The organism is Colwellia ponticola (assembly GCF_005885605.1).
Taxonomy (GTDB): domain Bacteria; phylum Pseudomonadota; class Gammaproteobacteria; order Enterobacterales; family Alteromonadaceae; genus Colwellia; species Colwellia ponticola.
This window is the reverse complement of record NZ_SZVP01000008.1, coordinates 122,069-144,260: the sequence shown is the minus strand read 5'-3', so window position 1 is coordinate 144,260 and position 22,192 is coordinate 122,069. Positions and strand designations below refer to the sequence as shown.

The window sequence follows — 22,192 nt, the reverse complement described above, 5'->3', positions numbered from 1 at the left end:
TTTTATGGCTTAACAATCACCGCGCCTCTTAGCCATTCCCCTTGAACGTAGCGGCGTCTATAATCGCCCATAAATGAAAGACACCTGCAATAATTGCTGGGATCACCATCCACCACAGTGCATAACCACCAACACAGACAATAGCAAAAATAAGTGCTGCCAATAACCTACCTTGCACTAACTGCCCTAAACCAGGGAAAAAAATATTACATATTGCAGAAATAACATTACCTGCAGAACCTTGATTAGCCATAAATCACTCCATTTTTATCTTATACCAGCATAAGCTAGCTTATTAATGTGCTCTATCTTAATATATGTACTATCTTAGTGACATCAGTAAATTGTTAACCATTATGAGTTTATACAAAGAAACTATTATCAGTAAATTTTGGCAAGAGCATAAGGGCTTACTCTTTTATTTTATTCGCCGTATTAAGCGCGAGCAAATACAAGTGGTAGCGGGATATTTATCTTATGTTTGCTTAATGTCACTAGTACCACTTGTTGTCGTGATGTTATCAGTGATGACAGCCTTTCCGCTTTTTGCTCAGTTGCAAGGGACTATTGAGCAATTTGTTTATCAAAACTTTGTTCCCTCTGCAGGGACAGTACTACAAAAATACTTAACCGGTTTTGTTGATAACGCTTCTAAAATGTCAACAATTGCCATTTCTTTTTTGTTTGTTGCAGCATTACTGTTAATTTCATCCATTGATAACACCTTTAATCATATTTGGCGGGTAACAGATAAGCGCCGCACTATAACTTCATTCGCTATGTATTGGATGGTGTTAACACTTGGCCCTATCTTTGTCGGTGGCAGTATTGCGTTATCTTCCTATATTGTTTCGCTGGTTGTGGTTAATGAATATAACGTATTAGGTTTGTTTGATATTTTTTTAAGGCTTTTACCGCTACTGTCATCGATTATCGCTTTTATTATTTTATACACTGCTGTTCCTAATAAAGCAGTGCCTATAAGGTTTGCATTATCGGGCGCTGTTGTTGCAGGAATATTATTTGAACTAGCTAAAAAAGCCTTTGCCTTGTATGTAACGGCTTTCCCTTCCTATCAATTGATTTACGGTGCGTTAGCTGCTATTCCTATTATCTTTTTATGGGTATATGTTTCTTGGCTTATTGTACTTACCGGTGCGTTAATTACCGTGTCTTTGCAAGAATACGCCTTAATAAAAGAAAAAAAAGTAACCGAAAAACAAAACAATTTAGCAAGTGGCATCACAGGTGATGACGTTATGACAGAAAAAAGCAGTAGAACAAATAGAAACCAATAAGTGACTAACAAGTCATCAGTGAGTAATCGATAAAGAGTCAAGAACAACCGTTAAATAAACCAAGCGAGAAGTTATATCATGATAGCGTTAATACAACGTGTTAGTCAGGCAAGTGTCACTGTAGAAAATAAAATTATCGGTGAAATAGGGAAGGGCTTATTAGTTTTTCTTGCAATTGAGCCGGTAGATTGTCAAGCGAAAGCTAAACGTCTCGCAGAGCGTGTTGCCGGTTATCGTGTTTTTAATGATGCAAACGACAAAATGAACCTCAACGTTAAGCAAGCGGGCGGTGATATTTTAGTTATCTCACAATTTACTTTAGCAGCGGATACCTCAAGTGGCATGCGACCCAGTTTCACCTCAGCGGCAGAGCCTGCATTGAGTAATCAACTTTACCAGTATTTTACTCAGCAACTACGTGAGAACGGTTTTGAGGCACCCACGGGAGAATTTGGTGCTGACATGCAAGTCGCGTTAGTTAATGATGGACCGGTGACTTTTACGTTGAGTATTTAGTTCCCCCAATTACTGCGGTATACGTATGTAATCTTCAACCTCCACTGTACTGAATTTGAGCGTTCGCTCACTGAATTTTAAGCCATCAACTATTGTTTGTTTTTTAGCTAATTAAACTATCTCTTTTACTTTAGTGGTGTTATAATCTCGCGCCCATTGAGTTTGAGTTGTTATTTTTAGCTTTAGATTTTATGTTGAGTCTAACTTAAATTTTACTTTAGATTGAGCGTTAACTTTGGTTTTACGTTGCAGTCTAAGCTAAGTGGGGGTCTTTCAAAAGGCAGTGACGGGTCAATTTTCGGCCTTAAATTTTATATTATCTTATTGTTTATCTTGCACTTTGCAAGGTTTAGAAAAAAGATAACAATGGAGCAAAATCAATGATCCAAATGCAATCACAGCTTAATGTTGCTGATAACAGTGGCGCTAAGCGTGTTCAATGTATAAAGGTTCTTGGTGGCTCGCACCGTCGCTATGCACGCATTGGTGATATCATCAAAGTTGCCGTAAAGGAAGCAAGTCCTCGCGGTAAAGTAAAAAAAGGTGATGTTCATACTGCGGTAGTGGTGCGCACTAAGAAAGGTGTTCGTCGTTCAGATGGTTCTGCTATCCGTTTTGACGAAAACGCGGCTGTAATGTTAAACGCTAACTTACAACCAATTGGTACTCGTATTTTCGGGCCTGTGACACGTGAACTTCGTAATGAAAAATATATGAAGATCGTATCATTAGCACCAGAAGTACTTTAAGGAGTCACGATAATGGCATCTAAAATTCGTCGTGATGATGAAGTAATTATACTTGCAGGTAAAGACAAGGGCAAAACTGGTAAAGTAACCAAAGTGCTTGTTGAAGACGGCAAAGTATTCGTAGAAGGCGTTAACTTAATTAAGAAACACACTAAGCCTGTACCTCAGTTACAGCAGCCTGGTGGGATTGTTGAAAAAGAAGCACCTTTACAAGTATCCAACGTAGCGATTGTTAACCCAGCAACGGGCAAAGCAGATCGTGTTGGTTTTAGAATTGAAGACGGCAAAAAAGTTCGTTTTTTCAAATCTAATAACGAAATAATTTAATTGGAGTAAATGATGGCGAAACTGCATGATTTATATAAAGATACCGTTGTAGCTCAATTGCAAAAGCAATTTGGCTATAAAAGTGTCATGCAAGTCCCTCGGATTGAAAAGATCACCCTTAACATGGGCGTTGGTGAAGCGATAGCTGATAAAAAAGTTTTAGAGCACGCCACAAATGATCTTACTGCAATCTCAGGGCAAAAGCCCGTCACGACAGTAGCACGCAAATCAGTTGCGGGCTTCAAAATTCGTGAAGGCTACCCTATAGGTACAAAAGTAACTCTACGCGGCGAGCGTATGTGGGAATTTTTAGAGCGTTTAATCTCTATTTCTATTCCACGTATCCGTGATTTTCGTGGTTTAAACCCTAAGTCATTTGATGGCCGTGGTAACTACAGCATGGGCGTTCGTGAGCAAATCATCTTCCCTGAAATCCAATACGATAAAATCGATAAGATTCGCGGATTAGATATCACTATTACTACTAGCGCGAAAGATAACGAAGAAGGACTAGCATTATTGTCTGCCTTCGAATTCCCGTTCAAGAAGAAGGTGTAGAGTTATGGCTAAAACGTCAATGAAAGCTCGTGAAGCAAAAAGAACTAAGCTAGTAGCACAATATGCTGAAAAGCGTGCTGCGTTAAAAGCAATCATCTCTGGTGTTGATTCTTCTGAAGAAGATCGCTGGGAAGCTGTATTGAAACTTCAAAGTTTACCTCGTGATTCGAGCAGTAGTCGTCAACGTAACCGTTGTAACATTACAGGCCGTCCACATGGATTCTTACGTAAATTTGGTTTGAGCCGTATTAAATTACGCGAAACTATGATGCGTGGTGAAGTTCCAGGTCTTAAGAAAGCTAGTTGGTAATTCACGGGAGTAAATGGTTATGATGACTGATCCTATCGCGGACATGTTTACACGCATCCGCAACGGTCAAACTGCAGCAAAGGTTGCAGTACAAATGCCGTCTTCAAAAGTTAAAGTTGCTATTGCAAAATTACTTAAAGAAGAAGGCTATATTTCAGATTTCTCAGTAACAGGTGAAGTAAAACCTGAACTAGCAGTAACATTGAAATATTTTGAAGGTAAAGAAGTAATTGAAAAGATCAAACGTGTTTCACGTCCAGGTCTTCGTATATACAAAAGCTGTGATGAACTTCCTAAAGTTCTTGCAGGTATGGGTATTGCGATCATTTCGACTTCTAAAGGTTTGATGACTGATCGTGCCGCTCGCTCTGCGGGTATTGGCGGTGAAGTTCTTGGTTTCGTAGAGTAAGGAGAATAATATGTCTCGTGTTGCAAAAGCACTTGTCGTTGTTCCTGCTGACGTTACCATTACGTTATCAGGTCAAGACATTACAGTTAAAGGTCCAGTAGGCGAACTATCTCACACGATTCACGGTGACGTTGTTGTTTCTCACGAAGAAAACAACATCATTACTAATATCGCTGCTGATGTTAGAGGCGCTTGGGCTCAAGCCGGTACTACACGCGCTTTAATCAATAATATGGTTGAAGGTGTTAGTAAAGGTTTTGAAAAGAAATTAATTTTACAAGGTGTTGGTTACCGTGCAAAAGTTGCAGGTAAATCTTTAGATTTATCTTTAGGCTTTTCACACCCCATCAGCCATGCAATTCCTGAAGGAATTACTTGTGAAACTCCTAGCCAAACTGAAATCACACTGAAAGGTTGTGATAAGCATTTAGTTGGTCAAACCGCTGCGAATATTCGTGCATACCGTAAACCTGAGCCTTATAAAGGTAAAGGTATTCGTTATTCTGATGAAAATGTTCGTCGTAAAGAAGCTAAGAAGAAGTAGGGTAATACTATGGATAAGAGAACATCTCGTTTGCGCCGCGCTAAACGCGCTCGTGCAAAAATTAGCGAGTTGGGTGCGAATCGTTTAGTTGTATTCCGTACTCCTCGTCACATTTACGCTCAATTAATCGCTCCTACGGGTTCTGAAGTAATCGCTTCTGCGTCTACTTTAGACAAAGAAATTAGCGCTCAAATTGAAAAAACAGGTAATGTTGCAGCAGCAACTGCAGTAGGTAAAGCAATCGCTGAACGTGCTGTAGCAAAAGGTATCACTAAGATAGCTTTTGATCGCTCTGGTTTCCTTTACCACGGTCGCGTAAAAGCGTTAGCAGAAGCAGCTCGTGAAGCTGGTCTTCAATTCTAGGGGTTGATAATGGCTAATCATAATCAAGAAAACTCACAACAAAGTGATATGGCTGAAAAGCTAATCGCCGTTAACCGCGTTTCAAAAGTGGTTAAAGGTGGTCGTATTTTCAGTTTCACTGCACTAACTGTAGTTGGTGACGGTAACGGTCGTGTTGGTTTTGGCTACGGTAAAGCACGTGAAGTGCCTGCTGCAATCCAAAAAGCAATGGAAAAAGCACACCGTAACATAGTAAACGTAGACTTGAAGGGTACTACTCTTCAGCATGTCATTACTGGCAAGCATTCAGGTTCTAAAGTTTACATGCAACCAGCTTCAGAAGGTACAGGTATCATCGCCGGTGGCGCGATGCGTGCTGTACTTGAAGTTGCAGGCGTTCAGAACGTATTGTCAAAAACATACGGTTCTACTAACCCAATCAACGTAGTTCGCGCTACTGTATCAGCTTTAGTGAATATGCATTCACCAAAAGGTGTTGCAGCTAAACGTGGCAAAACCGTTGCAGAAATTTTGGGGTAATTGAACATGTCTAAAACAGTTAAAGTAACTCAATTAAAAAGTTCTATCGGTCGTTTACCGAAGCATAGAGCTACATTGAAAGGCCTTGGTCTTCGTCGTATCAACCATACAGTAGAGTTAGAAGATACTCCATCTGTACGCGGTATGATTAACAAGGTTTACTATATGGTTAAGGTGGAGGATTAATTATGCATTTAAATACTTTATCCCCTGCACCGGGATCTCACAAAGCTAAAAAGCGCTGTGGTCGTGGTATTGGTTCAGGCATCGGTAAAACTGGTGGCCGTGGTCACAAAGGTCAGAAATCTCGTTCTGGCGGTAGTGTACGTCCAGGTTTCGAAGGTGGTCAAATGCCATTGAAACAACGTTTACCAAAATTTGGTTTTACTTCACGTAAATCTTTAGTTCGCGCTGAAGTTCGTTTACACGAATTAAACCTAATTTCAGGTGATGTTATTGATATTCACGCACTTAAAGATGCTGGCCTAATTACACGTAATGTCATCGCTGTTAAAGTGATGTTATCAGGCGAAATTACTCGTCCAATTACATTACGTGGCATTGCCGTAACTAAAGGCGCACAAGCAGCTATTGAAGCTGCTGGTGGCAAAGTAGAGGAATAGTACACAATGGCTACACCAGGAATGGCTACTTCACAAGGTAGTAAGGGCGCAGGCGGTTTGTCTGAGCTGAAACAAAGATTATGGTTCGTATTCGTTGCCTTAGTTGTGCTTCGTTTAGGGTCTTTTGTGCCAATCCCTGGTATTGACGCCGCTGTATTAGCTCAGTTCTTTGAACAACAAAAGGGCACTATCGTAGAGATGTTTAACATGTTCTCCGGTGGTGCACTTGAGCGAGCCTCGGTATTGGCACTGGGTATTATGCCGTACATCTCAGCTTCGATTATTATGCAATTGCTTACTGTGGTTCATCCCGCAATGGCAGAGCTTAAGAAAGAAGGTGAAGCTGGACGTCGTAAAATCAGCCAATACACACGCTACGGCACTTTAGTTCTAGCAACAGTTCAGTCGATAGCGATTGCCAGAAGTTTACCGGATATGATGCAAGGGCTTGTTATAAATGCAGGCTTTGGCTTCTATTTTACTGCAGTTATTAGTTTAATCACGGGTACCATGTTTTTAATGTGGTTAGGTGAGCAAATTACTGAACGTGGTATTGGTAATGGTATTTCGATTATCATTTTTGCTGGTATTGTTGCTGGCATGCCATCCGCAGTTGGTCAAACAGCTGAAATGGCGCGTCAAGGTGAATTGCACTTATTAGTATTATTGCTAATCGGCGTTGTGGTATTTGCAGTAACTTTCTTAGTAGTATTTGTAGAACGTGGTCAACGACGTATTGTTGTTAACTATGCTAAGCGTCAACAAGGCCGTAAGGTTTTTGCTGCGCAAAGCACACATTTACCCTTAAAAGTTAATATGGCTGGTGTAATACCGCCAATCTTTGCCTCAAGTTTAATCTTGTTCCCAGGCACGCTTGCGAGCTGGTTTGGTCAAGGTGACGGCCCCGTTGCTGATTTCTTACAAGGTGTATCTCAGGCGATGTCGCCAGGGCAACCTTTGTATGTAATGATGTTAGCAGCAGCAATTATATTTTTCTGTTTCTTTTACACGGCACTTGTTTTTAATCCGCGTGAAACAGCAGATAACTTGAAAAAGTCAGGTGCGTTCATTCCAGGGATTCGTCCGGGTGAACAAACGTCCAAATATATTGATAAAGTGATGACACGTTTAACCCTAGCGGGCGCAGCGTATATTACCTTTGTCTGTTTGGTTCCTCAGTTTATGATCATGGCATGGGACGTACAGTTCTATTTCGGCGGGACATCTTTATTGATTATCGTGGTTGTGATTATGGACTTTATGGCACAAGTACAAACGCATATGATGTCTCATCAATATGACAATGTACTTAAAAAAGCGAACTTAAAAGGCTACGGTCGTTAGACTGAGCTGATTGAGCTAACGGAGTATAAAATGAAAGTACGTGCATCCGTAAAAAAGATTTGTCGTAACTGTAAAACGGTTAAGCGTAAAGGCGTAATTCGCGTTCTTTGTGTTGAACCAAAGCATAAACAAAGACAAGGTTAAGTTTAACTTTTAACCTATAATCTTTTAGAAGTGGCATTATGTAGATTTTTCTGTATAATGCCGCTTCGATTTGCAGAAAAAGAGAATGGTTGGGTATCCTAACGGGCTTTCCAACCAAAGTAATTTTAATTATTAATAGGAGATGTGTTAGTGGCCCGTATCGCTGGCATTAACATCCCTGATCGTAAGCATGCAGTAATCGCCATTACTGCGATTTACGGTATCGGAGCAACACGTGCGAAAGCAATTTGTGCAGCTACTGGTATCGCTGAATCAACGAAGATCAGTGAATTAGACGAAGCAAAGATTGATTTGCTACGTGCTGAAGTGGATAAATTTACCGTAGAAGGTGATTTACGCCGTGAAGTTTCAATGAACATTAAACGTCTTATGGATTTAGGTTGTTTCCGTGGCATTCGCCACCGTCGCAGTCTTCCTCTACGTGGTCAACGCACTAAAACTAATGCGCGCACCCGTAAAGGTCCTCGTAAGCCAATTAAGAAGTAAGAGGAACTAGACAATGGCTAAAACACCAGTTCGTACGCGTAAACGCGTAAAAAAACAAGTTGCTGATGGCATGGCTCATATCCATGCTTCTTTCAACAACACAATCGTGACTCTTACAGACCGTCAAGGTAATGCTTTATCTTGGGCGACTGCAGGTGGTTCAGGTTTCCGTGGTTCACGTAAATCTACCCCGTTCGCTGCGCAAGTAGCTGCAGACCGCGCTGGCGCTGTTGCAAAAGAGTTTGGTTTGAAGAATATTGAAGTGTTCGTTAAAGGTCCAGGTCCAGGTCGTGAATCTGCTATCCGTGCCTTAAATGCTGCTGGTTTTAAAATCACCAACATTACTGACGTTACACCTATTCCTCATAATGGTTGTCGTCCTCCTAAGAAACGTCGCGTTTAATCGAGTTTTTTTTAGGATAGTTGGAGAAAGAAAATGGCTAGATATTTAGGTCCTAAGTTAAAGCTTAGTCGCCGCGAAGGTACAGATTTGTTCCTTAAAAGCGGTGTTAGAGCAATTGACACTAAATGTAAAATCGAAACAATACCAGGTCAACATGGCGCCCGTCGCGGTCGTTTGTCTGACTACGGTGTTCAACTTCGTGAAAAACAAAAAGTTCGTCGTATTTTCGGCGTATTAGAAAAACAATTCAGTAATTACTACAAAGAAGCAGCGCGTCAAAAAGGCAACACAGGTGAAAACTTGTTACAGCTTTTAGAAACACGTTTAGATAACGTAGTTTACCGTATGGGTTATGCCAGCACTCGTGCTGAAGCCCGTCAATTAGTTAGCCATAAAGCTATCTTGGTAAACGGCGTAGTAGTTAATATCCCATCTTTCACTGTTAAAGCTGAAGATACAGTTTCTGTTCGTGAGAAGTCTAAAACTCAAGCGCGTATCATCGCTGCTTTAGAATTAGCTGATCAACGTGAGAAGCCACTTTGGGTGGAAGTAGATACTAAGAAACTTGAAGGCGTTTTCAAACGTGTTCCTGATCGTTCTGACTTATCTGCCGAAATTAATGAACAGTTGATTGTTGAACTTTACTCTAAGTAGAGTTGCACTTTAAGAGAGGACATATATGCAGGGTTCTGTAACCGAATTCCTTAGACCACGCTTAGTTGGCATTGAAACCGTTAGCCCTCGTCGTGCTAAGGTAACTCTAGAGCCACTAGAACGTGGTTTTGGTCACACTTTAGGTAATGCGTTACGCCGCATTCTTTTATCTTCAATGCCGGGTTGTGCCGTAACTGAAGTTGAAATTGACGGTGTTTTACATGAGTACAGTAGTAAAGAAGGTGTTCAAGAGGACATCATCGAAATATTGTTAAACCTTAAAGGGCTTGCAGTTATATTAGAAGGTAAGAATGAAGCAGTTCTTACTCTAACTAAGTCTGGTGAAGGCCCTGTAACGGCAGCTGATATACAACATGACGGAGATGTAACTATTGCAAATCCAGACCATGTTATCTGCACCTTAACAGGTGAAGGTTCTATCAACATGCGCATTAAAGTTGAAATGGGACGTGGTTATGTTCCTGCTTCTGCGCGCCGTGATGCCGAGGAAGAAGATCGTGCTATTGGTCGTTTGTTGGTTGATGCTTCATTCAGCCCAGTAGTTAGAATTGCTTATGATGTTGATTCTGCGCGTGTTGAACAACGTACAGATTTAGACAAATTAGTTTTAGATATGGAAACCAATGGTACATTGGATCCGGAAGAAGCTATCCGTCGTGCTTCAACTATTCTTGCTGAACAGCTTGATGCGTTTGTTGAACTTCGCGATATTAAAGAAGTTGAGCAAGTGGAAGAAAAACCATTATTCGACCCAATTTTGCTTCGTCCTGTTGATGATCTAGAATTAACTGTTCGTTCAGCTAACTGTTTAAAAGCAGAAGCAATTCAATACATTGGTGATTTAGTACAACGTGCTGAAGTTGAGCTTCTTAAAACGCCTAATTTAGGTAAGAAGTCTCTAACTGAAATCAAAGACGTGTTAGCGTCGCGTGGTTTGTCTCTAGGTATGCGCCTAGAAAACTGGCCACCTGAAAGCATTGTTGACAACGACTAGTTCGATCATCATTTTTTTAATAGTTTGAGAGAAGGGATTAACTTATGCGCCATCGTCAAAGCGGTCGCCAGTTAAACCGTAATAGCAGTCATCGCCAAGCGATGTTCCGCAATATGGCAAGCTCTTTAGTTAAACACGGCGTTATTAAAACGACTGTTGCTAAAGCTAAAGAACTACGTCGCGTTGTTGAGCCACTGATTACATTGGCCAAAACCGACAGTGTTGCAAATCGCCGTTTAGCGTTTGCTCGTACACAAGATAAAGAAGTAGTAGGTATTTTATTCAACGAACTTGGTGCTCGTTACCAAGAACGTCCAGGTGGTTATACTCGCATTTTAAAATGTGGTTTCCGTACTGGTGATAAAGCGCCAATGGCTTATGTTGAATTAGTAGACCGCCCAGTAGTAGAAGATGCTCCTGAAGTAGTTGAAGAAGCAGCAGAAGCATAAAACCTAGCTAACGCTGGTTTTATACTTTATTAAAAAACCGAGCTTAGCTCGGTTTTTTATTGCCTAAAATTACTGTTCGAAAATAAATTAGTTAATTAATGATACGGGTATTATTCTTGACCTAGCTGTTAATCCACCGTATAAAATATCTATAGTATTTTAGTTTACCTTTGAGACCTTATGTCAGCACGAAATCCCATTATAGCCGTCACTGGCTCGTCAGGAGCAGGTACTTCAACCACAACCGCTTCATTTGAACATATATTTAGAACCCTTGGCATCTCCTCGGTAAATATCGAAGGTGATAGTTTTCATCGCTTTTCACGCCAAGAAATGGATATGGAAAAGCGTAAAGCCAAGGAAGTAGGCTCTAATATTAGCTATTTTGGGGAACTGGCGAATGACTTCCCTGAATTAGAGAAACAATTTCGTAATTACAGTGAAACGGGTAAGGGAAAAATTAGGCATTATTTACATACCTTCGATGAAGCCGTTCCTTATAATCAAATGCCAGGTACATTTACCCCGTGGGAAGAGTTTGGTGAAGGTACTGATTTGTTGTTTTATGAAGGGTTACACGGTGGCGTAGTGACGGATGAAACTAATGTTGCTCAGCATGTCGATTTACTCATTGGTATGGTGCCTATTGTTAACTTGGAGTGGATACAAAAAATTATTCGTGACACTAATGACCGGGGCCATTCTAGAGAGGCGGTTTCTGCCAATATTGTCCGCAGTATGGAAGACTACATTTCTTTTATTACGCCGCAATTCTCGCGTACCCATATTAACTTTCAACGCGTACCTACGGTAGATACTTCTAACCCTTTCAGTGCTAAAGCCATTCCGAGTTTAGATGAAAGTTTTGTTGTGATCCGTTTTCGCGAAGTAAAAAATGTTGATTTCCAATATTACCTACGCATGATTGACGGCTCATTTATGTCAAGAATTAATACTATGGTAGTCCCTGGCGGTAAGATGGGCTTAGCGATGGAGTTAATTTTAACGCCATTAATACGTGACTTAATGGAGCGTAAAGCGCAGGCAACTCAGCAAATAGATTGGATGAGCGATTTATAGCATTTGCTATTACTGAGCATTAGTCTTTGATGATGCAGGTAAAAATAGCTATAAAATAGGTAATAGGGCGTTTAGTTGCCATACCTATTTGCCCTGATATAATTCAGCTATTTCTGCTTTGAGTTGTGCTGTTACTTTCACTTTATCTAGTGCCGTTATCGTGTCATCACCAAGGCAGTTATCAGCATTAAAGACATGTTGTGATAACTCAATTGATTGTCGGGCTAACTTACAATGAAAAAGGTTATGAGCGGTCATCACGCTATTGTTAACTCGATATTGCGCTAGTGTACTGTGAGCTAAATGCTCACTAATGTTGGTGATATTAGCATCACAGAAACGTTTTTTACCTTGCTGATCGCGCGTCATTCCTCGAACACGATAATCTATATCAATAACATCCGCTGAGAAAGTCTCAATCACATAATCTAAGACTTTTAGCGGTGAGATGACGCCGCAGGTTGATAACTCAACATCAGCTCTAAAAATAGCAATGCCATTTTGAGGTGCTTCTTCAGGATAAGTATGAATACACAAATGGCTTTTATCTAAATGCGCGACTAAAGAGGTTGGCTCAGCCTCTTCAGAAATCATTAAGGTAACACTTGCCCCTTGAGGGGTGTAATCTTGGCTAGCAATATTTAAGACATTACCGCCAATAGCCTGACACACTTTGGTTAGTAATTGTGTCAGGCGCTCACTACTATAGGTCTTATTAATATAAGCATTATAGTCAGTAACCCTTTGTGTTGATGTTCCGATAGCGTGTTTTTTATCCGACTTATCTAATGGAAGGTAATACACCCGATAGAGTGAAAAACTTAAACTTTTAGTTAAACTATTAAAGCCATAGAGGGGGATTTTATTATGAGAAGGCATAGTCAATAGCGTTATTGAGCAATAATTTCAAAGTCGTGTGAAATATCAACTTTGCTATTTAACATGATAGCGACAGAGCAATACTTGTCTGCTGATAAGTTTACCGCACGTTCAACGTGCTTAGCAGAGACTTCAGTGCCGGTAATAACAAAATGAAGGTGAATCTTTTCAAACAGTGCCGGTACACTATTTAGGCGAGTGCCAGTAATGTCAACGCGGCAACCACTGATGTCTTGACGTGCTTTTTGTAAAATACTAACAACATCAACAGAAGAGCAACCCCCTAAAGAGATTAATACACCTTCCATTGGGCTAGGGGCTGATTTACCACCATTGGCATCTAAAACCATAGTGTGACCATTTTCTGAGGTGCCCATGAATAACTCTTTACCTATCCATTCTACTTTTGTTTTCATTGCCTATCCTATTGACTAGATTAATAGGATAGGATTCTATCTAAGTTATCTTATTATCACCAGTGGCAATGTGTAACAGGATGAAGGGAGTTTATAAGAAGGCTAAACAGATGAATCAATGCGTGTGATTGCTATAAAATAGATATTTGTATCTATTAGGCGTTGTTGAATTGGTTAATTTTTATGAATAACGCTATCAAAGAGGTTTTTTATTAAGCTAGCAAACTCAACGATAAATGCCTTTTGTTCAGCATTTACAGGGTTATTAATAATACCTGAAAAAATTTCTTCAAGATCATAAAGAATAGCATCCACTTCACGAATAATAGCATTGCGCTCGTTAAATGTTAGTGTTTTATTTTGGCTGCACACACTAATTATTTGCTTACCAAGCTCATCTTCAATGGTCGACATTACCGTTTCAGTGCTTTGTGTTGATGCAGTAGAGTTCTCAAATAAGATTAAATGCTCAGTGAGGTACTCAATAATTTGAATATAGCCGTCAGTGTCTGTAACCATAATAACTTGTATGCCTCTTTGAGTGACTATCATTTTAGTATAGCGCTTTTATTTACTTTGCATCAATAATGTTTATCTAGCTAAAAAATAATTACCAACAGCAGGTAAAAAATGAGTTAGTGGTCTTGTTATAACCATAACTCTGATAAAAAGATTGAATGTCCCTACAATATTATGTCAATTCTGTAGGCACTATGATTAAGGCGGCGCGCTCACCTTTGCCTACATTTGCATTGGGAAATACCACACTTTCGCCTAAACGCGTAGTACGGTACTCATTGCCTTGATCGGTCGCTAATAGCGTATTAATGGGGTAGTCAGTAAAGTTACTTACCTCAGCACCGATCAACAGCGTAAAGTCATCACTCTCTTTAGTAATATCACCTAGCGCTTCAAATAAATTAAAATCAGTATTATTAAATGGCTTTAAAATAATGTCCTCATCACTAATAAGCGCTGTTAAATTTGCTGTTATCGCTCTAAAGTCAGCCATATTGTTCTGACCAAAAGGCTTAACTTTCCCTAGTTCCACGGTAAAAGCATGGGCGCCAAAGTGAGCGCTACTAAAGTAAGAAAAGGTGCCTGTTGGGCTATGACCAAATAAAATAGTGTTAACATCACAGCTTGCCATAAAGCTTAATTGTTCTTTATCCCATGGTTTACCTGCTTGATAAGGATAAATAGCGAATTTTTCATAGCTAGAGCTTCGAATAGCGGTGTGTAAATCGTAATGGTAATGTGTGATGGTTGCTGAATCAGCACCTTGGCTAGTCGTAAAAAAATCACTAACGTAGCGTTCTAATTTTTCTGCTCGGTATTTTTCAAAACAAGGGGCAATGCTTTTGTGTCTACCAGAAAATAATCGATTTAAGTTATCCGTCTGAAAACGTTTGCCTATATTCATTGCTACAGGATTACCCATAATGAGTAGAGTAGGGTGCTTAACCTGAATTTTATCGGCAATAATATCACTAATTATCTGCTGTACTATTTCAATAGGAGCGGTTTCATTACCATGAATACCAGATGAAATAACAATACGCTTACTTGGCGTTGCAGAACTATCTTCAATCAACTCAGCTTCATCGCTTGCTGATTTAACATTTTCTGGTTGAATTAACAGAACCCCAGTATCAAGTAAGCTTACTTTTGCTTTTTTAACGTTAAAGCTTAATTGATTAGCAACACCAGTTTGTATAAAGCCTTGGTCAAACTGACGAGTTAAGCTAATAAAGTCACCTTGCTCAATAAAGTGCTGGTACGCTTTAATAAAGTTATCCGCGGTAATGTCGGTAAGTTCTGGTTTTGCCAAGGTATGCGTATTGTTATGTTGCATTTATAATTTTATACCGGGTGTCAATGTCTCAGGTAAACTTACTTTGTCAGCTTCCACTGAAGCAATAGGGTAAGCGCAATAATCAGCAGCATAAAATGCACTGGCTCTGTGGTTACCACTTGCGCCAATACCACCAAAAGGTGCTGCGCTGCTTGCGCCGGTAATAGGTTTGTTCCAGTTGACGATACCAGCACGAATACGCGTAAAGAAGTGATTGTAAGAAGCTTCACTGTCAGATAACAAACCTGCTGATAAACCAAAACCGGTATTATTGGCTTCATCAATGGCTTTATCAAAATCACTGTAACGATATACTTTTATTAATGGACCAAAGTATTCTTCATCGGGTACTTCTGCGGCAATATGAGTAACATCAATAATTCCCGGCGACACAAAACCTGTACCTAGTGTTAGGTGTTTAAGCGCTACGATTGATGTTGCGCCAAGAGCCAGTAATTTGGCTTGAGCATCAACTAAGCCAAGCGCAGCTTTTTCTGAGATCATTGAGCCGATAAAGGGTTGCTCTTTATCATCAAAATATCCAATGGTTAAATTGTTAGTCACTTCAATAAGACGCGCTAAAATAGCATCACCTTGTTCGTTATCTTCAATAAACAAACGACGAGCACAAGTACAACGTTGACCGGAAGTTACAAAAGCAGATTGGATAATATCGTGCACAACCGCATCAATGTCGCCGACATCTTTCACTACCAGTGGATTATTACCGCCCATTTCTAACGCGAGAATTTTACCCGGTTGACCAGCAAATTGTTCATGTAATAAGTGACCCGTTGTTGAACTACCCGTGAAAAACAATCCGTCAATCAACTTATGGCTAGCAAGTGCTTTACCTGTTGCGACTTCACCTTGTACAAGGTTAATAACACCCTTAGGTAAACCAGCCTGTTCCCATAACGCTACTATTTCTTGGGCAACGCGGGGTGTTAATTCACTAGGCTTAAATACAATAGTGTTACCGGCAATTAATGCTGGCACTATATGACCATTAGGTAAATGACCAGGGAAGTTATAAGGGCCAAAAATAGCGACTACGCCATGTGGCTTATGACGAACAAAGGCTTTAGCACCAGGCATTGGATTCTCAACAGTACCGGTACGTTCGTGGTAAGCTTTTAACGAAATAGCGACTTTAGCTATCATTGCTCCCACTTCACCAACCGTTTCCCACTTAGGTTTACCTGTTTCTAAAGCAATGGTTGTTGCTAATGTTTCTTTGTTCGTGGTTAATAACTCAGCAAATTTGTTTATCACCGCAACACGCGCTTCTAAATTAAGGTTTGCCCAGCTTTCAAAAGCTTTACGTGCACTTAACACCGCCGTATTGACTTGTTCGGCACTGGCTGTTTTACCCTGCCAAATAACTTCATTACGTGCAGGATTTAATGAACTAAGCTCATCACCTAAACCTGCTTGCCATTGACCATTAATAAATTGAACGGGATTTGTGTAAGACATGATATTTCCTTCTCATTGGGCGTGACGACAGTAAAGCATTGCCAACACGCTACGTGATTATGTTGTGTTACTAAGGTGTATAGATAAGATTAATTAGCGACCAAACGAACCCAATCACCTTCTTTTACCAGTAAAGCATCGGCAACCTTTTGAGTTATAACAACTTGTTTTGCTGTTTCACGCAGTGATAGTGCTGTTTGTGTCGCTCTAAAATTGGTGACTTTACTATTACAAATAATGTAATTATCGGTTGATTGCACTGCACCTATGATGACTTGGCAGCGTCTACTTTCATTGACAGTTTTAATACTATTAACGTGTGACTCAACCGTTGGGCCAGCATCAAAAATATCAACATAGCCACGCCTTGCAAAGCCTTCTGCCTCTAATAAACGCAGTGCTGGTACTGTTTGTGGATGAACTTTATCAATAACGGCTTGGGCACCTTTACTTAATAAGTTAACGTAAATGGGATACTTAGGCATTAGTTCGGCAATAAATACCTTTTTACCTATACCAGTTAAGTAATCTGCGGTAGGGAAGTCCATTGAAAAGAAGTGTTCTTCAAGCCATTGCCAAAACGGTGAACGACCTTGTTCATCTGAAACGCCGCGCATTTCTGCAATAATTGTCTCAGAAAAACGTGCTTTATGCTCCGCGATAAATAAAAAGCGAAAACGAGAGAGAAAACGACCATTATTGTCTTTACGGTGACTGTCACTTAAGAATAAGGTACAAATCTCACTAGCACCAGTGTAGTCATTGCACAGTGATAGTGTTTCAACGGTATTGTAAATATTAAGTTCGCGAGAACTATGTACTACTTTACCTAAATGATAATGATAAAAGGCGTCATCTAAGCCTACCGCTGCTTCAATACCACTGGTACCAACAACCTCACCTGTTTTACTATCTTCCATGACAAAAAGGTAGCCTTCTTTACCGGCCTGGGTTACTGCCTTATTAAATGACTCTTCAGCGTGATTAATGCGTTGCTTCAGTAGCTTTTCATTAACAGGTAATGAAGTAAAACCATGACCAGATTCTATGGCAATACGGTGTAAGGCTTTCAGGTCACTTTGTTGTATAGGACGTACAATAATCATAAATGCTCTCGATGAAGGGGGGAGATTTAAACCCGTCGGGTATCACTGCTCAAATTTAATAGGGAAAATAAGAGCAGTAAATACCGTTGGTTTTGTCGTGCGTGGTAACTAAGCTAAAAAAGTTAAAACAAAGTTAAGGTTAAGTTAACGCTTACTTAGGCTAGGCTAGCGACTGCTTTTTCAAAACGCGCTAAGCCTAAGGCAATATCTTCATCAGGTATAATAAGTGAAGGAGCAAAGCGAATAACACTGGCGCCAGCGACTAAGACCATAACACCTTCTTCCATTGCAGCATTTAAGAATGCTTTAGCTTGTCCTTGGTATTTGTCGTTTAAGACAGCGCCAATTAATAAGCCTTTACCACGAATTTCAGAAAAAACATCATATTTAGTATTAATTGCCTTTAAGCTTGCAACATACAGGTTAGCTTTGGCTTTAACACCCGCTAAAATGTCAGGGGTGTTAACCGTATCTAACACCGCTTCAGCAACGGCACAGGCCAATGGATTACCACCATAGGTACTACCGTGCGTACCTACTTTAAGATGCTCTGCAATGACCGTTGTTGTTAGCATGGCACCAATAGGAAAACCGCCACCTAAACCTTTAGCCGTCGTTAAAATATCAGGAGTAACGTTTAAGTCCATATAGCCGTATAACTCACCTAAGCGGCCAACGCCTGTTTGTACTTCATCAAAAATTAATAAAGCATTGTGTTGTTTACATAGGTCACTTACGCCTTGAATAAACTCAGTTGTAGGTGAAATAATGCCACCTTCACCTTGTAAAGGTTCAATCATTACCGCACAAGTTTTATCTGAAATGAGTGCTTTAAAGCTATCCAGATTGTTGTATTCTGCGTGGTCTATATTACCTGGCTTTGGACCAAAACCGTCAGAGTAAGCGGTTTGTCCACCAACTGTTACGGTAAAAAAAGTACGACCGTGAAAACCTTGTTTAAAGGCAATTATTTGAGACTTTTCTTCGCCATGTACTTCTAATGCCCAGCGACGTGCTAACTTAAGCGCAGCTTCATTGGCTTCAGCGCCTGAATTACAAAAATACACTTTTTCTGCAAAGGTATTATCAACAAGTTTTTTCGCTAAACGCAGTGCTGGTTCATTGGTTAATACATTCGATAAGTGCCATAGCTTCTCACCTTGCTCTTTTAAAGCACCAACAAGGGCTGGGTGGCAGTGACCTAAAGCACTAACGGCAATGCCACCAGCGAAATCAATATATTCTTTATCTTGTTGATCCCACACTCGAGAGCCTTGTCCACGTACTGGAATAACTGCTGCAGGCGCATAGTTTGGCACCATAACATCATCAAATAAGCCGCGTTCAACTGAAAAGTGTTCTGACATTTTTTTAAATCCTCATTTATGTAACGTTTTTTAATAGCTTACTGCAAAATGTAAATAAAGCTTAGCAATACTTTATTTATTGTGAAAAATAACAATACCGACTAGAAAAATAACGATACCGGTCAATGACAGCGCCTTAAAAATAGAGAGGTAGTATGACAGGAAATAGTTGGGTTGTCTTGTTGTGCGGGTCTGTAGCCTAGATAAAACAAAGGCTTAGCTTGCTTTATTCATAAAAGGTGAATATTTATTGAATCAATTTTTTGTCAGATAATAAAGGTGATAACTAGTAGAATAACGTTTGCTTGCTTATAGCTTAACAGATGGTTTTTTAATAACTAATCATAAAAAATTTATAAAAAAGTGGAGTTATTGCTATTTACTCGGCTAGCTATGAGAACTAGTCGATAACCATTAGCAAGATAGACAGCGTTTTATTGACTATTGATTAACGGTTTCGCGTGCGAAAATGCCAGGCAATCAATAAAACGTGTTATCGGCTAATTAAAAATGAGTTTTATGTGATCAATATCACTTTTTTTCAACAGAGAGATATCAGCGGAAGTTAAATGAACGGCACTCAGTAATGCTCTGCTTTCATCACTGGTAATCAGCGACTCTTTAGCCAGTGAACGAAAGGCAATATAAGCTTTCGCTTTAGCGACAATTTGGGCAACAGGATGCATTTTTTCAAGGCGCACGGCATAGGCTAGATCAAAAACTGGTTCAGTAATAGCAAGTCGTTTAAATTGCATCTTCTCAATTAAGTCAGCTGATAATTTTGCACTGCGCATCATTAGCTGCTCAAGGAGTAGCGTTTCGCTAACGGTAATTTTTGATAACACAGTATGTAAGCGTTTATCTTTACTCTCAAGCGCTTCGCGTACATCTTTTTTATACATGTCGTTAAACGTAGTTAAATAGCAGCGAGTCACAGCAAGTCTGCCTATATTTGACAACATTGCGGTGGTAAAAACTGTAAATTCATCAACACCGTGTTCTTTAGCGAGTACGCGAGCAGCGAGCGCAATAGATAAACTATCATTCCATAGTTTTCTTTTCATTAAACCATAAGGAGCGGTACTTGTTGGTAGCCAATGTTTAAGGGTAAACGTGGGCATAACTAATTTTAAATTGTCTAAACCAATATAACTTAGGGCGAGTTTTGCATCGGTTACTTGTACATCAGCGCGTTTACGGTATTGTGGTTTATTAACTAAGTTGATTAAATCAAGGCTTAACCAGGGGAGTGTACCAGCTAGTCCTTTGATTTGATTAACTGATGCTGCGCGGGTAGATAGAATATCAAGAATGGCAGGGCAGCCTTCATCGATATTTAATACGTTGTGGTAAAGGTGCTCTTTATTATCAAAATCAGTATTAACCTTGGTGCGGACTCTACTAAAGAAGCTTTGCTCCGTTTGTTTACGAAAGTGCTCTGCACCATGCTCAGCAATAATTTTTTCTTGTTGTGTTTGTACTTCAACAGATAGCAGCTCTCGGCGGCGATTTTTTTGTTCGCTACCTTGATGGTCAACCATAGAAATTTTGCCACTTTGCTTTTCGGCAAAATCTTTACAGATAGAAAGGCTAATAGCACGTTGATAAATAGAGGCGACAGCTGGATTATTTTCAAATATTTGCATGGATAATTGCTTGTTTAGCTAAGAAGAGACTATATAGACAGATTTAATGGGCTCAGTTTAGCGCTTTATTGCAGTAAAGTGCTAGTACTAGCCTTATTAAATTAAATAATATTAACGCTATTAGGCTTGCTGGGTTGAATCGTGTTCGACTTTACAGTGGCTATTTTGCTAAATAAACTTCTGTACTGTTAGTGCAAGCGATATAAGTGTAGCCGGGATAAAATTTAGTTTCGAAAAGTTTAATTTCAAAAAAGAAAAAACTTGTCAGATAAGTATAAAAGCTGGCAAGCAGTTGAGGTGACCAACCCTCTAATGAACTAAGTTAGCTGGTTGGATAATTTTCAAATTGTTTAATAAAATTAGCTAGTAGCTCGTGACCTTGGTCTGTAAGAATAGATTCAGGATGAAATTGTACACTACAAATTGGTAAGGTTTTATGTGTTAGCGCCATGACCTCATCTACATCGCCTTGCTGGGTTTCACTCCATGCGGATATTGTTAGCTCCTCAGGTAATGTTGCTTTGTTGACAATTAATGAATGGTATCGAGTGACTTGTAACGGTTGATTTAAGTGGGCAAACAACCCTTGCTGATTATGGCGAATTTTAGACGTTTTACCGTGCATGACTTGTTTTGCTTTCTCGACGCTCGCGCCAAAATGCTGTGCAATACATTGATGGCCTAAACAAACACCTAATAAGGGGATTTTTCCGGCGAACTTTTCAACAACAGCGAGTGAAATGCCGGCAGCGTCAGGATCGCAAGGGCCTGGAGATATAACAATATATTGTGGCTGAAGCTGGGCAATCCCCTCAAGACTAATTTCATCATTCCTATAAACAACCACCTCTTGACCTAGTGCTTGAAAATAATGCACTAAATTAAAGGTAAATGAGTCGTAATTGTCGATCATTAATAACAAAAAGATTTCGCCTAACAGCCAATAAAATTGGCGGCTATTCTACTGCTTTTATTGTGCTTGGGCAATGTAGTGAAAAGATATAACTAAGAAACTAGCAAGGTACTAGCTTTTTTAACAACTATTAAAGAGTACTTCTAATAAGTAAGAGTAATATTTACCAGTATCATCATCTCTAACTATTGCTACCGATATTGCACCAGATGATCTCAGAGTGGTGTTTTTCTGCACACCCTTGGTGCGAATAATAACATTATAAAATAAATTTTTAGTTAAGGTGTTGATTAGTATTGTAAAAATATTATTGGCATATGAATTGTATTATCAAGTTGTCAGTAATAGAAAAACAATAACTTGAGGTTAATCATGAAACTAATCAGCGCAATTATAAAACCATTTAAATTAGACGATGTTAGAGAGGCTATTTCTGAAATAGGCGTCGAAGGTATCACCGTGAGTGAAGTTAAGGGTTTCGGACGTCAAAAAGGGCATACCGAATTATATCGCGGAGCTGAATATCAAGTCGATTTTCTTCCTAAAGTGAAGGTGGAAATTGCGGTTAATGACGACCTTGTAGAACGTTTAGTTGAAACCATTACTCAGGCGGCTCATACTGGAAAAATTGGTGATGGCAAGATTTTTGTTTATAACCTAGAGCAAGCTATACGTATTCGTACTGGTGAGCTAGACGCTGAAGCACTTTAAAGGGGAAA

At 39.7% G+C, this 22,192-nt stretch carries 31 protein-coding genes; 21 read left to right on the top strand and 10 right to left on the bottom strand.

Going from position 1 to position 22,192, the window contains the following annotated elements:
- Nucleotides 1-28: 28 nt before the first annotated feature.
- The gene (locus FCS21_RS10180) at nt 29-253 is read right to left on the bottom strand and encodes a hypothetical protein (RefSeq protein ID WP_118056113.1); all 225 of its coding nucleotides are present in this window, start codon (nt 251-253) and stop codon (nt 29-31) included.
- 103 nt (nt 254-356) lie between these two features.
- Here FCS21_RS10180 and FCS21_RS10175 point away from each other — a divergent pair, with 103 nt between their 5' ends.
- The 20 genes from FCS21_RS10175 (at nt 357) to FCS21_RS10080 (ending at nt 11,812) form a co-directional block, all read left to right on the top strand.
- The gene (locus tag FCS21_RS10175) at nt 357-1,298 is read left to right on the top strand and encodes a virulence factor BrkB family protein (protein WP_246047162.1); all 942 of its coding nucleotides are present in this window, start codon (nt 357-359) and stop codon (nt 1,296-1,298) included.
- Between the two features lie 78 nt (nt 1,299-1,376).
- Nucleotides 1,377-1,814, top strand: coding sequence for a D-aminoacyl-tRNA deacylase (gene dtd, locus FCS21_RS10170; RefSeq protein ID WP_138622998.1), 438 nt, complete (start codon nt 1,377-1,379; stop codon nt 1,812-1,814).
- A gap of 380 nt (nt 1,815-2,194) precedes the next feature.
- Nucleotides 2,195-2,563 (top strand): 50S ribosomal protein L14, encoded by a 369-nt coding sequence (gene rplN, locus FCS21_RS10165; protein ID WP_138622997.1) that lies wholly within the window; start codon nt 2,195-2,197, stop codon nt 2,561-2,563.
- A gap of 12 nt (nt 2,564-2,575) precedes the next feature.
- Nucleotides 2,576-2,890, top strand: a complete 315-nt coding sequence (gene rplX, locus FCS21_RS10160; protein ID WP_138622995.1) for a 50S ribosomal protein L24 — start codon at nt 2,576-2,578, stop codon at nt 2,888-2,890.
- 12 nt (nt 2,891-2,902) lie between these two features.
- Nucleotides 2,903-3,448: a 50S ribosomal protein L5 gene (gene rplE / locus FCS21_RS10155; protein WP_138622993.1), complete on the top strand. Its 546-nt coding sequence runs from the start codon at nt 2,903-2,905 to the stop codon at nt 3,446-3,448.
- 4 nt (nt 3,449-3,452) lie between these two features.
- Nucleotides 3,453-3,758 carry a 30S ribosomal protein S14 gene (gene rpsN / locus FCS21_RS10150; protein ID WP_138622991.1) on the top strand — a complete coding sequence of 102 codons (306 nt, stop codon included), beginning with the start codon at nt 3,453-3,455 and terminating at the stop codon, nt 3,756-3,758.
- Nucleotides 3,759-3,777: 19 nt separating this feature from the next.
- Nucleotides 3,778-4,167: a 30S ribosomal protein S8 gene (rpsH, locus tag FCS21_RS10145; protein WP_371287235.1), complete on the top strand. Its 390-nt coding sequence runs from the start codon at nt 3,778-3,780 to the stop codon at nt 4,165-4,167.
- Nucleotides 4,168-4,177: 10 nt separating this feature from the next.
- The gene (gene rplF, locus FCS21_RS10140) at nt 4,178-4,711 is read left to right on the top strand and encodes a 50S ribosomal protein L6 (RefSeq protein WP_138622987.1); all 534 of its coding nucleotides are present in this window, start codon (nt 4,178-4,180) and stop codon (nt 4,709-4,711) included.
- Nucleotides 4,712-4,720: 9 nt separating this feature from the next.
- Nucleotides 4,721-5,074, top strand: coding sequence for a 50S ribosomal protein L18 (rplR, locus tag FCS21_RS10135; RefSeq protein ID WP_138622985.1), 354 nt, complete (start codon nt 4,721-4,723; stop codon nt 5,072-5,074).
- Between the two features lie 9 nt (nt 5,075-5,083).
- A complete protein-coding gene (gene rpsE, locus FCS21_RS10130; RefSeq protein WP_138622983.1) occupies nt 5,084-5,593 on the top strand; it encodes a 30S ribosomal protein S5 in 510 nt (169 codons plus the stop codon).
- 6 nt (nt 5,594-5,599) lie between these two features.
- Nucleotides 5,600-5,779 (top strand): 50S ribosomal protein L30, encoded by a 180-nt coding sequence (gene rpmD, locus FCS21_RS10125; RefSeq protein ID WP_041736596.1) that lies wholly within the window; start codon nt 5,600-5,602, stop codon nt 5,777-5,779.
- Nucleotides 5,780-5,781: 2 nt separating this feature from the next.
- Nucleotides 5,782-6,216 (top strand): 50S ribosomal protein L15, encoded by a 435-nt coding sequence (rplO, locus tag FCS21_RS10120; RefSeq protein ID WP_138622981.1) that lies wholly within the window; start codon nt 5,782-5,784, stop codon nt 6,214-6,216.
- Nucleotides 6,217-6,222: 6 nt separating this feature from the next.
- The gene (secY, locus tag FCS21_RS10115) at nt 6,223-7,560 is read left to right on the top strand and encodes a preprotein translocase subunit SecY (RefSeq protein WP_138622979.1); all 1,338 of its coding nucleotides are present in this window, start codon (nt 6,223-6,225) and stop codon (nt 7,558-7,560) included.
- Nucleotides 7,561-7,590: 30 nt separating this feature from the next.
- Nucleotides 7,591-7,704 (top strand): 50S ribosomal protein L36, encoded by a 114-nt coding sequence (gene rpmJ / locus FCS21_RS10110; RefSeq protein WP_118056057.1) that lies wholly within the window; start codon nt 7,591-7,593, stop codon nt 7,702-7,704.
- Between the two features lie 150 nt (nt 7,705-7,854).
- The gene (gene rpsM / locus FCS21_RS10105) at nt 7,855-8,211 is read left to right on the top strand and encodes a 30S ribosomal protein S13 (RefSeq protein WP_138622977.1); all 357 of its coding nucleotides are present in this window, start codon (nt 7,855-7,857) and stop codon (nt 8,209-8,211) included.
- A 13-nt stretch (nt 8,212-8,224) separates the two neighbouring features.
- A complete protein-coding gene (gene rpsK, locus FCS21_RS10100; RefSeq protein WP_011041474.1) occupies nt 8,225-8,614 on the top strand; it encodes a 30S ribosomal protein S11 in 390 nt (129 codons plus the stop codon).
- 33 nt (nt 8,615-8,647) lie between these two features.
- Nucleotides 8,648-9,268 (top strand): 30S ribosomal protein S4, encoded by a 621-nt coding sequence (gene rpsD / locus FCS21_RS10095; protein WP_138622974.1) that lies wholly within the window; start codon nt 8,648-8,650, stop codon nt 9,266-9,268.
- Between the two features lie 25 nt (nt 9,269-9,293).
- On the top strand, nt 9,294-10,283 hold the full coding sequence (locus tag FCS21_RS10090; RefSeq protein WP_138622972.1) for a DNA-directed RNA polymerase subunit alpha: 990 nt from the start codon (nt 9,294-9,296) through the stop codon (nt 10,281-10,283).
- Between the two features lie 44 nt (nt 10,284-10,327).
- Nucleotides 10,328-10,732: a 50S ribosomal protein L17 gene (gene rplQ / locus FCS21_RS10085; RefSeq protein ID WP_138622970.1), complete on the top strand. Its 405-nt coding sequence runs from the start codon at nt 10,328-10,330 to the stop codon at nt 10,730-10,732.
- Nucleotides 10,733-10,912: 180 nt separating this feature from the next.
- Complete coding sequence (locus FCS21_RS10080; protein ID WP_138622968.1) at nt 10,913-11,812, top strand: phosphoribulokinase; 900 nt, start codon at nt 10,913-10,915, stop codon at nt 11,810-11,812.
- Between the two features lie 84 nt (nt 11,813-11,896).
- Here the strand turns inward: FCS21_RS10080 and FCS21_RS10075 are convergent, their stop codons facing one another.
- The 9 genes from FCS21_RS10075 to FCS21_RS10035 form a co-directional block, all read right to left on the bottom strand.
- Entirely contained in the window at nt 11,897-12,691 is a 795-nt protein-coding gene (locus tag FCS21_RS10075; protein WP_138622966.1) for an S-adenosylmethionine decarboxylase, read from the bottom strand.
- A gap of 11 nt (nt 12,692-12,702) precedes the next feature.
- A complete protein-coding gene (locus FCS21_RS10070; protein WP_138622963.1) occupies nt 12,703-13,107 on the bottom strand; it encodes an OsmC family protein in 405 nt (134 codons plus the stop codon).
- A 174-nt stretch (nt 13,108-13,281) separates the two neighbouring features.
- Complete coding sequence (locus FCS21_RS10065; protein WP_138623022.1) at nt 13,282-13,626, bottom strand: DUF3802 family protein; 345 nt, start codon at nt 13,624-13,626, stop codon at nt 13,282-13,284.
- A gap of 172 nt (nt 13,627-13,798) precedes the next feature.
- Nucleotides 13,799-14,962 carry a succinylglutamate desuccinylase gene (gene astE, locus FCS21_RS10060; RefSeq protein WP_138622961.1) on the bottom strand — a complete coding sequence of 388 codons (1,164 nt, stop codon included), beginning with the start codon at nt 14,960-14,962 and terminating at the stop codon, nt 13,799-13,801.
- Nucleotides 14,963-16,441, bottom strand: a complete 1,479-nt coding sequence (astD, locus tag FCS21_RS10055; protein ID WP_138622959.1) for a succinylglutamate-semialdehyde dehydrogenase — start codon at nt 16,439-16,441, stop codon at nt 14,963-14,965. It lies immediately after the preceding gene.
- Between the two features lie 89 nt (nt 16,442-16,530).
- A complete protein-coding gene (astA, locus tag FCS21_RS10050) occupies nt 16,531-17,547 on the bottom strand; it encodes an arginine N-succinyltransferase (protein WP_138622957.1) in 1,017 nt (338 codons plus the stop codon).
- A 155-nt stretch (nt 17,548-17,702) separates the two neighbouring features.
- A complete protein-coding gene (locus FCS21_RS10045) occupies nt 17,703-18,914 on the bottom strand; it encodes an aspartate aminotransferase family protein (RefSeq protein ID WP_138622955.1) in 1,212 nt (403 codons plus the stop codon).
- A gap of 500 nt (nt 18,915-19,414) precedes the next feature.
- Nucleotides 19,415-20,560, bottom strand: a complete 1,146-nt coding sequence (locus FCS21_RS10040) for an HDOD domain-containing protein (RefSeq protein WP_138622953.1) — start codon at nt 20,558-20,560, stop codon at nt 19,415-19,417.
- A 322-nt stretch (nt 20,561-20,882) separates the two neighbouring features.
- Nucleotides 20,883-21,482 carry an anthranilate synthase component II gene (locus tag FCS21_RS10035; RefSeq protein ID WP_138622951.1) on the bottom strand — a complete coding sequence of 200 codons (600 nt, stop codon included), beginning with the start codon at nt 21,480-21,482 and terminating at the stop codon, nt 20,883-20,885.
- Between the two features lie 363 nt (nt 21,483-21,845).
- On the opposite strand from FCS21_RS10035, the gene glnK reads away from it, so the two are divergent.
- On the top strand, nt 21,846-22,184 hold the full coding sequence (gene glnK, locus FCS21_RS10030) for a P-II family nitrogen regulator (protein ID WP_138622949.1): 339 nt from the start codon (nt 21,846-21,848) through the stop codon (nt 22,182-22,184).
- Nucleotides 22,185-22,192 lie beyond the last annotated feature (8 nt).

Coding starts and splice junctions, on each gene's coding strand:
- rplO (WP_138622981.1), top strand. CDS start 5,782: ATGCATTTAAATACTTTATCCCCTGCACCGGGATCTCACAAAGCTAAA.
- glnK (WP_138622949.1), top strand. CDS start 21,846: ATGAAACTAATCAGCGCAATTATAAAACCATTTAAATTAGACGATGTT.
- rpsD (WP_138622974.1), top strand. CDS start 8,648: ATGGCTAGATATTTAGGTCCTAAGTTAAAGCTTAGTCGCCGCGAAGGT.
- rpsH (WP_371287235.1), top strand. CDS start 3,778: ATGATGACTGATCCTATCGCGGACATGTTTACACGCATCCGCAACGGT.
- FCS21_RS10070 (WP_138622963.1), bottom strand. CDS start 13,107: ATGAAAACAAAAGTAGAATGGATAGGTAAAGAGTTATTCATGGGCACC.
- secY (WP_138622979.1), top strand. CDS start 6,223: ATGGCTACACCAGGAATGGCTACTTCACAAGGTAGTAAGGGCGCAGGC.
- rpmJ (WP_118056057.1), top strand. CDS start 7,591: ATGAAAGTACGTGCATCCGTAAAAAAGATTTGTCGTAACTGTAAAACG.
- FCS21_RS10090 (WP_138622972.1), top strand. CDS start 9,294: ATGCAGGGTTCTGTAACCGAATTCCTTAGACCACGCTTAGTTGGCATT.
- rplX (WP_138622995.1), top strand. CDS start 2,576: ATGGCATCTAAAATTCGTCGTGATGATGAAGTAATTATACTTGCAGGT.
- FCS21_RS10080 (WP_138622968.1), top strand. CDS start 10,913: ATGTCAGCACGAAATCCCATTATAGCCGTCACTGGCTCGTCAGGAGCA.
- rplN (WP_138622997.1), top strand. CDS start 2,195: ATGATCCAAATGCAATCACAGCTTAATGTTGCTGATAACAGTGGCGCT.
- dtd (WP_138622998.1), top strand. CDS start 1,377: ATGATAGCGTTAATACAACGTGTTAGTCAGGCAAGTGTCACTGTAGAA.
- rpsN (WP_138622991.1), top strand. CDS start 3,453: ATGGCTAAAACGTCAATGAAAGCTCGTGAAGCAAAAAGAACTAAGCTA.
- rplF (WP_138622987.1), top strand. CDS start 4,178: ATGTCTCGTGTTGCAAAAGCACTTGTCGTTGTTCCTGCTGACGTTACC.
- FCS21_RS10065 (WP_138623022.1), bottom strand. CDS start 13,626: ATGGTTACAGACACTGACGGCTATATTCAAATTATTGAGTACCTCACT.
- astD (WP_138622959.1), bottom strand. CDS start 16,441: ATGTCTTACACAAATCCCGTTCAATTTATTAATGGTCAATGGCAAGCA.
- rplE (WP_138622993.1), top strand. CDS start 2,903: ATGGCGAAACTGCATGATTTATATAAAGATACCGTTGTAGCTCAATTG.
- astA (WP_138622957.1), bottom strand. CDS start 17,547: ATGATTATTGTACGTCCTATACAACAAAGTGACCTGAAAGCCTTACAC.
- FCS21_RS10175 (WP_246047162.1), top strand. CDS start 357: ATGAGTTTATACAAAGAAACTATTATCAGTAAATTTTGGCAAGAGCAT.
- astE (WP_138622961.1), bottom strand. CDS start 14,962: ATGCAACATAACAATACGCATACCTTGGCAAAACCAGAACTTACCGAC.
- rplQ (WP_138622970.1), top strand. CDS start 10,328: ATGCGCCATCGTCAAAGCGGTCGCCAGTTAAACCGTAATAGCAGTCAT.
- rplR (WP_138622985.1), top strand. CDS start 4,721: ATGGATAAGAGAACATCTCGTTTGCGCCGCGCTAAACGCGCTCGTGCA.
- FCS21_RS10075 (WP_138622966.1), bottom strand. CDS start 12,691: ATGCCTTCTCATAATAAAATCCCCCTCTATGGCTTTAATAGTTTAACT.
- FCS21_RS10180 (WP_118056113.1), bottom strand. CDS start 253: ATGGCTAATCAAGGTTCTGCAGGTAATGTTATTTCTGCAATATGTAAT.
- FCS21_RS10040 (WP_138622953.1), bottom strand. CDS start 20,560: ATGCAAATATTTGAAAATAATCCAGCTGTCGCCTCTATTTATCAACGT.
- rpmD (WP_041736596.1), top strand. CDS start 5,600: ATGTCTAAAACAGTTAAAGTAACTCAATTAAAAAGTTCTATCGGTCGT.
- rpsK (WP_011041474.1), top strand. CDS start 8,225: ATGGCTAAAACACCAGTTCGTACGCGTAAACGCGTAAAAAAACAAGTT.
- FCS21_RS10045 (WP_138622955.1), bottom strand. CDS start 18,914: ATGTCAGAACACTTTTCAGTTGAACGCGGCTTATTTGATGATGTTATG.
- rpsE (WP_138622983.1), top strand. CDS start 5,084: ATGGCTAATCATAATCAAGAAAACTCACAACAAAGTGATATGGCTGAA.